The organism is Azonexus sp., assembly GCF_036170495.1.
In the GTDB taxonomy this organism is placed as follows: Bacteria; Pseudomonadota; Gammaproteobacteria; order Burkholderiales; family Rhodocyclaceae; genus Azonexus.
This window is the reverse complement of record NZ_JAVHPH010000090.1, coordinates 1-5,858: the sequence shown is the minus strand read 5'-3', so window position 1 is coordinate 5,858 and position 5,858 is coordinate 1. Positions and strand designations below refer to the sequence as shown.

5 protein-coding genes are annotated in these 5,858 nt (G+C 59.0%); 4 read left to right on the top strand and 1 reads right to left on the bottom strand.

What is annotated here, in order from left to right; genetic code table 11:
* The coding region (locus ADADOO_RS02935; RefSeq protein WP_511274867.1) for a sensor histidine kinase at positions 1–867 on the bottom strand (867 nt) is incomplete at its 3' end.
* A gap of 234 nt (positions 868–1,101) precedes the next feature.
* Between ADADOO_RS02935 and fliF the strand changes: the two genes are divergently transcribed.
* The 4 genes from fliF to fliI all read left to right on the top strand — a co-directional run.
* Positions 1,102–2,799, top strand: coding sequence for a flagellar basal-body MS-ring/collar protein FliF (gene fliF / locus ADADOO_RS02930; protein ID WP_511274866.1), 1,698 nt, complete (start codon positions 1,102–1,104; stop codon positions 2,797–2,799).
* Positions 2,789–3,793, top strand: a complete 1,005-nt coding sequence (fliG, locus tag ADADOO_RS02925; RefSeq protein WP_511274865.1) for a flagellar motor switch protein FliG — start codon at positions 2,789–2,791, stop codon at positions 3,791–3,793. Before fliF ends, fliG begins: the two co-directional genes overlap by 11 nt.
* A 6-nt stretch (positions 3,794–3,799) precedes the next feature.
* Positions 3,800–4,519 carry a flagellar assembly protein FliH gene (locus ADADOO_RS02920; protein ID WP_511274864.1) on the top strand — a complete coding sequence of 240 codons (720 nt, stop codon included), beginning with the start codon at positions 3,800–3,802 and terminating at the stop codon, positions 4,517–4,519.
* Positions 4,501–5,858 (top strand): flagellar protein export ATPase FliI (gene fliI / locus ADADOO_RS02915; protein WP_511274862.1); only part of this gene is annotated, 1,358 nt, incomplete at its 3' end. The genes ADADOO_RS02920 and fliI, both read left to right, overlap by 19 nt.

Sequence of the window (5,858 nt, the reverse complement as noted above, 5' to 3'; positions counted from 1 at the left end):
ATTGCCGGACAGGCAAATTTTGCCGCCCGCCGTTGTCGCCTGCATGGCATTTTCCAGCAAATTGACCAACGCCCCGAACAAGGCTTTGCGACTACCGACGATCATCGCCCCCCGACAAGCGTCATCCAACACTAATGCGAGGCCACGCTCACCCATCAGCGGCTCGACCGTTTGCGCCGCCTCCGCCAGCAGATCGGACACCGGGATGACATCCCGCCCGATGCTCTCGCCTCGCGCAAAGAGAAGAACATCCTGGATCAGCCGCTCAAGGCGCCGCAATTGCCCGCTGGCCTTTTCCGAAAATCGGGCCCTCGCCTCATCCGGAATGCCCGCCTGGCCAAGGTTTGAGGTATAAAGCAGCGCCGCGGCCAGCGGTGTGCGCAGCTGATGGGCCAGCGAGGCCGCCATTTCCCCCATGGCCGCCAGGCGCTGGTTGCGTTCAAGCTCGGTTTTCATGCGGTGAGCGGCGGTTACATCATGGATAAGCAGAATTTTTCCACCCGCCGAAGGCAGCGCGCTCTCGCCAATCGACAACCGGCAATCGCCGTGCAACCACTCGCCAATCGCCATTGTCGGCTCCAGGCTGGCCCGCGCCACATCGCCCCAATGCTGCCCAACCATATCCGCCCCGAAAATGGCCATGGCAGCCGGGTTGACCGCAACAACGATGGCCGCCGAATCGAGCAGCACCACCCCGGCCGGCAAAGCATCGAGCAAGGACGAGAGACGCTCGGAAAGCGCTTCCTTTTCCTGATATTGCCGACGCAATTCACCGTTGGCGATCGCCAACTCCTCGGTCAGCGAGGCAGCGCGAACCTGCAGCGCTTCATAGGCCTGGGTCAGCTCGGCCGAAACCTGATTGAACATGGCAAATGCCCGTTGCAATTCGGCTGTCTTGGTGTCTGTGTCAGGTGTCAAGAGATTGATCTGTACGGCAACATCGAAAAAAGAAAGGGGGAATTCAGCTCGGGTAATAGTAGAATATTTCTAGGATAATTTGGCTTCTCGATTGATTCTTCTTCTGTTTCACCGCAATTTGACCGGCTATTGATGGCAGCAACAACTGAGACGACAGCAGGAAACGCACCGGCAGGAAATCCGGTGGAACGTCTGCGCGACGCCTTCAACCGGCTCGGCAGTCAGCAGAAGCTTGTCTTCATGGTGGCAACGGCCGCCATAATCGCCCTTATCGTCGGCGCTATTCTCTGGAGCCGTCAGCCAGACTGGAAAACACTATTCTCCAATCTCAACGAGAAGGATGGCGGGACGATCGTCACCGTTCTCGAGCAGCAAAACATTCCTCACCGCTACAGCGATAACGGCGCATTGCAGGTCCCCGCCGACCGCGTTCATGACATTCGACTCAAACTGGCCTCGCAGGGGCTGCCGCGCGGAGGCATGGTTGGTTTTGAATTGATGGAAAACCAGAAATTCGGGATCAGTCAGTTTGCCGAACAGGTCAATTACCAGCGCGGCCTGGAAGGCGAACTGGCCCGTACCATCCAGTCAATCGGAGCGGTGCAGTCGGCCCGCGTCCATCTGGCCATTCCCAAACCCTCGGTTTTCGTCCGCGAAGAACAAAAGCCGACGGCCTCGGTGATGCTCAACGTTTATCCCGGACGCGCTCTGGATAACGCCCAGATCGCCGGCATTACGCACCTGGTTTCATCGAGCGTACCGCAATTGCCAGCCACTAACGTCACTGTCATCGACCAGACCGGCGCACTACTCTCGCAACTGAAAAACAGGCTCACCGAAGCCGGCCTTGATGCCACTCAAGTCAAATATGTTCGTGATATTGAAGGCAGCATCATCAAGCGCATTGAGGACATTCTCAAGCCGATGCTGGGCGGCGAAAACTTCAAGGTTCAGGTCGCTGCCGACATCGATTTTTCGCAAAGCGAGCAAACCGCTGAAAGCTACCACCCCAACAACACACCGGAAACCACCGCTATTCGTAGTCGGCAGACCAACGAATCGGCCAGCGTTAACCAGGCGGCCGGAGGCGTTCCGGGCGCATTGACCAACCAGCCTCCCGTTCCGGCCACCGCACCACTGACCCAGCCGGCAACCGGCAGCGCCCCCGGTCAACCGGGAAAAACGGCCGAAATTCAAGGCAAACTCGACGCTGCGGGCGTCACGGCGCCACTCAATAGCGTCGGCCAGCCAATCAACACAAGCAAGGCTGCAACGGTCAATTTTGAAGTCGACAAGACGATTCGTCACACGAAGCAAGGCATGGGCGACATCCGGCGACTGTCTGCGGCCGTAGTCATCAATCATCGCAAGGGCATCGACAAGAACGGCCAGCCGGTCAACAAGCCGATTCCCGAACCGGAAATGAAACAGATCAACGAACTGGTCCGCGAGGCGATGGGCTTCAACAAGGAGCGCGGCGACTCGATCTCGGTTGCCAACGCACCCTTCACCGCCGACGAAAAAGTCGACAACGCGCTCCCGCTCTGGAAGGACCCGGAAACCATCTCGTACGCCAAGGACATTTTCAAGTACCTGTTGATTGCCCTCGTTGTGGCCTTCCTGTTCCTGAAAGTTATCCAGCCCTCGCTAAAAACCATGTTCCCTTCGGCAACCGATGGCCAGGCCGCATCAACCGCCGAGGGTGTCGCCGGCGCCGCAGCGCACGTCAAGATCGCAGGCGTCGATGGCGAACCTGACGCCGACCACGTGCGGATCGACCACTACGCCGCCAAAGTACAAAAAGCCCGCGACATAGCCGGGGCGGACCCGAAGGCGGTCGCCAACATCATCAAGGACTGGATGGGCGCCAATGCCTCCTAACGCTGAAGACGGTCTGGAAAGGAGCGCAACGCTGCTGATTGCGCTCGGCGAAGACCATGCCGCCGAAGTACTCAAGCACCTCGGACCTCGCGAGGTGCAAAAACTCGGACACGCCATGGCGGCACTCAAGAGCGTGCCACGAACAACCGTCGAGAGCGTCCTCGACGAATTCCACAAGAATGCCGAAGAACATGCGGCGGTGCACGTCGACACCGACAGCTATATTCGCTCCGTACTCACCAAGGCGCTTGGCGACGACAAGGCATCGAACCTTATTTCACGCATTCTGCAAGGCGGCGAGACATCGGGCATCGAGGGCTTGAAATGGATGGATGCGACAACCGTCGCCGATCTGATCAAGAACGAGCACCCGCAGATCATCGCGACGATTCTGGTCCATCTTGAGCACGACCATTCTAGCGAGATTCTGAATCATTTCACCGAGCGCCTGCGCAATGACGTCGTGTTGCGAATCGCCACGCTGGAAGGGATTCAGCCCTCCGCACTGCGCGAACTTAACGAGGCGATGATGCGTATCCTGTCCGGCTCAACCAGTGTCAAGCGGACAGCGATGGGCGGCGTCCGCACGGTTGCCGAAATCCTCAATTTCATCGGCACCGCCAACGAAACATCGGTCGTCGATGCAATCCGCGAGTACGACCCCGATCTCGCCCAGAAGATTCTCGACGAGATGTTCGTTTTCGAAAATCTGATGGACATCGACGATCGCTCCATCCAGCTCATTTTGCGGGAAGTTCAGTCTGACTCCCTGATCCTTGCCCTCAAGGGTGCGTCGCCCGATCTTCGCGAGAAGATTTTCAAGAACATGTCGCAACGGGCTGCAGAAATGCTGCGCGAAGACCTTGAATCGAAAGGCCCCGTTCGTCTTTCCGAAGTCGAAGGCGAGCAAAAGGAAATCCTCAAGGTGGTACGTCGCCTGGCTGACGAGGGACAAATCGTCCTGGGTGGCGCCGGCGGCGAACAAATGGTCTAACCCGAGATGGCAGGCGTCATTCCCAAGGACAAACTCGCCGGCTACCAACGCTGGAATATCGGCGCCCTCGATGCAAAACCAGTGGCGCTTAGCCAGTCGCCAGAAAACACGGCCAGCACCGCCCCCGCCGTTGCATCCTCGGTCGTCGCCAGTCAGCCCGAAGTGCATGCCACAACGAACCCGACGAACACTGAAGAGATTGAGCATCTCCACGAAGAAGCTCGCGCCAATGGCTACAGCGTCGGCTACCGCGAGGGGCTTGAAGCCGGGCAGCAGGCGATGGCGACAACGATGACCGAAACAACAGCGCAATTTGCCGAGCTGCTTGGCAACCTGCAGATCGCGCTGGCCCATCTCGACCAGCACGTCGCCGAACAGGTACTCAGCGTCGCCCTTGAAATCGCGGCACAAGTGCTTCGCGGAGCGATCAACACCCGCCCCGAACTGCTTTTGCCCGTCATTCGCGAGGCACTCGCAGCACTCCCCCTGCATCATGCTCATGTCGTTCTCCGACTGAGTCCCGTCGATGCCACGGTTATTCGCGAGCAGATCGGCGAACAACTCGCCCAAACCGGCGCCCAGATCATTGACGACCCGGAGATTTCGCCAGGAGGATGCCTGCTTGTTGCCGGTGCCAGCGAGGTCGATGCCACGATCGAAACACGCTGGAAGCGTGTACTTGAGTCGATCGGTGTCGCGCCTTCCGAATGGATGAACCGACCTTGATCGTGCTACCCGACCATGTCGGGCGCTGGCAGCGTTTCCTTGAAGGCTGCCAGCTTTCTGCGGCATCAGCCCAACCGCTCTGGCCGGCCGGACGTTTGACAAGGATCAACGGCCTCGTCATGGAGGCTTCGGGGTTGAAACTACCGCTAGGCAGTTCATGCCACATCTTCCCGGCCAGCGGAGCGCCGGTTGAGGCAGAAGTAGTGGGCTTCGCCGGAGAAAAGCTCTATCTGATGCCCTCCGATGACGTCTTTGGACTGGCCCCCGGCGCTCGTGTCATCGCTTGCGACACCCCCAACCCGGCGCCGCGAGTCGACTTCCCAGTCAAACATAAACGCCGAGCTATCGATCGAGCCAAGCAGGGGCCGGTAGGCGACGAATTACTTGGCCGGGTTCTTGACGGCGTTGGTCGCCCACTCGACAGCAAGGGTCCGCTCAGATCAAACCTGACCCGCCCCTTGCAAAGCCGCCCGATTAACCCAATGACCCGGGCGGCCATCGAACACCCGCTCGATGTCGGCATTCGCTCGATCAACGCCTTGTTGACCGTCGGCCGCGGTCAGCGCATGGGGCTTTTCGCTGGCTCCGGTGTTGGCAAATCGGTACTCCTCGGCATGATGGCTCGCTATACCGAGGCCGAAGTCATTGTCGTCGGGCTAATCGGCGAACGCGGCCGGGAAGTGAAGGAGTTCATCGAGCAAATTCTCGGCGAAGAAGGCATGCGTCGAGCCGTGGTCGTCGCCGCACCGGCCGATACCGGCCCACTGATGCGACTGCAGGGCGCCGCTTATGCAACAACCATTGCCGAATATTTCCGTGACCAGGGGAAACAGGTCCTGCTGATCATGGATTCCCTGACCCGTTATGCCATGGCGCAACGGGAAATTGCCCTCGCCATCGGCGAGCCTCCGGCCACCAGGGGCTATCCGCCATCGGTATTTGCCCGTTTGCCACAACTCGTTGAACGAGCCGGCAATGGCCCTGAAGGTGGTGGCTCGATGACGGCCTTCTACACCGTTCTAGCCGAAGGCGATGACCAGCAGGACCCGATTGCCGACTCGGCTCGCGCCATTCTCGACGGTCACATCGTGTTATCTCGAACGCTGGCCGACGCTGGACATTACCCAGCCATCGATATCGAGCAATCAATCAGCCGAGCCATGGTCAACCTGATCGAACCGGCACAACTCGATCAGATTCGCCGTTTCAAGGTACTTTTTGCCCGCTACCAGCGCTCACGCGATCTGATTTCGGTTGGCGCCTATTCACCTGGCGCTGACCCTGTGCTGGATCAGGCGATCAATCTCTATCCGCGCATGGAAGCCTTCCTTCAACAACA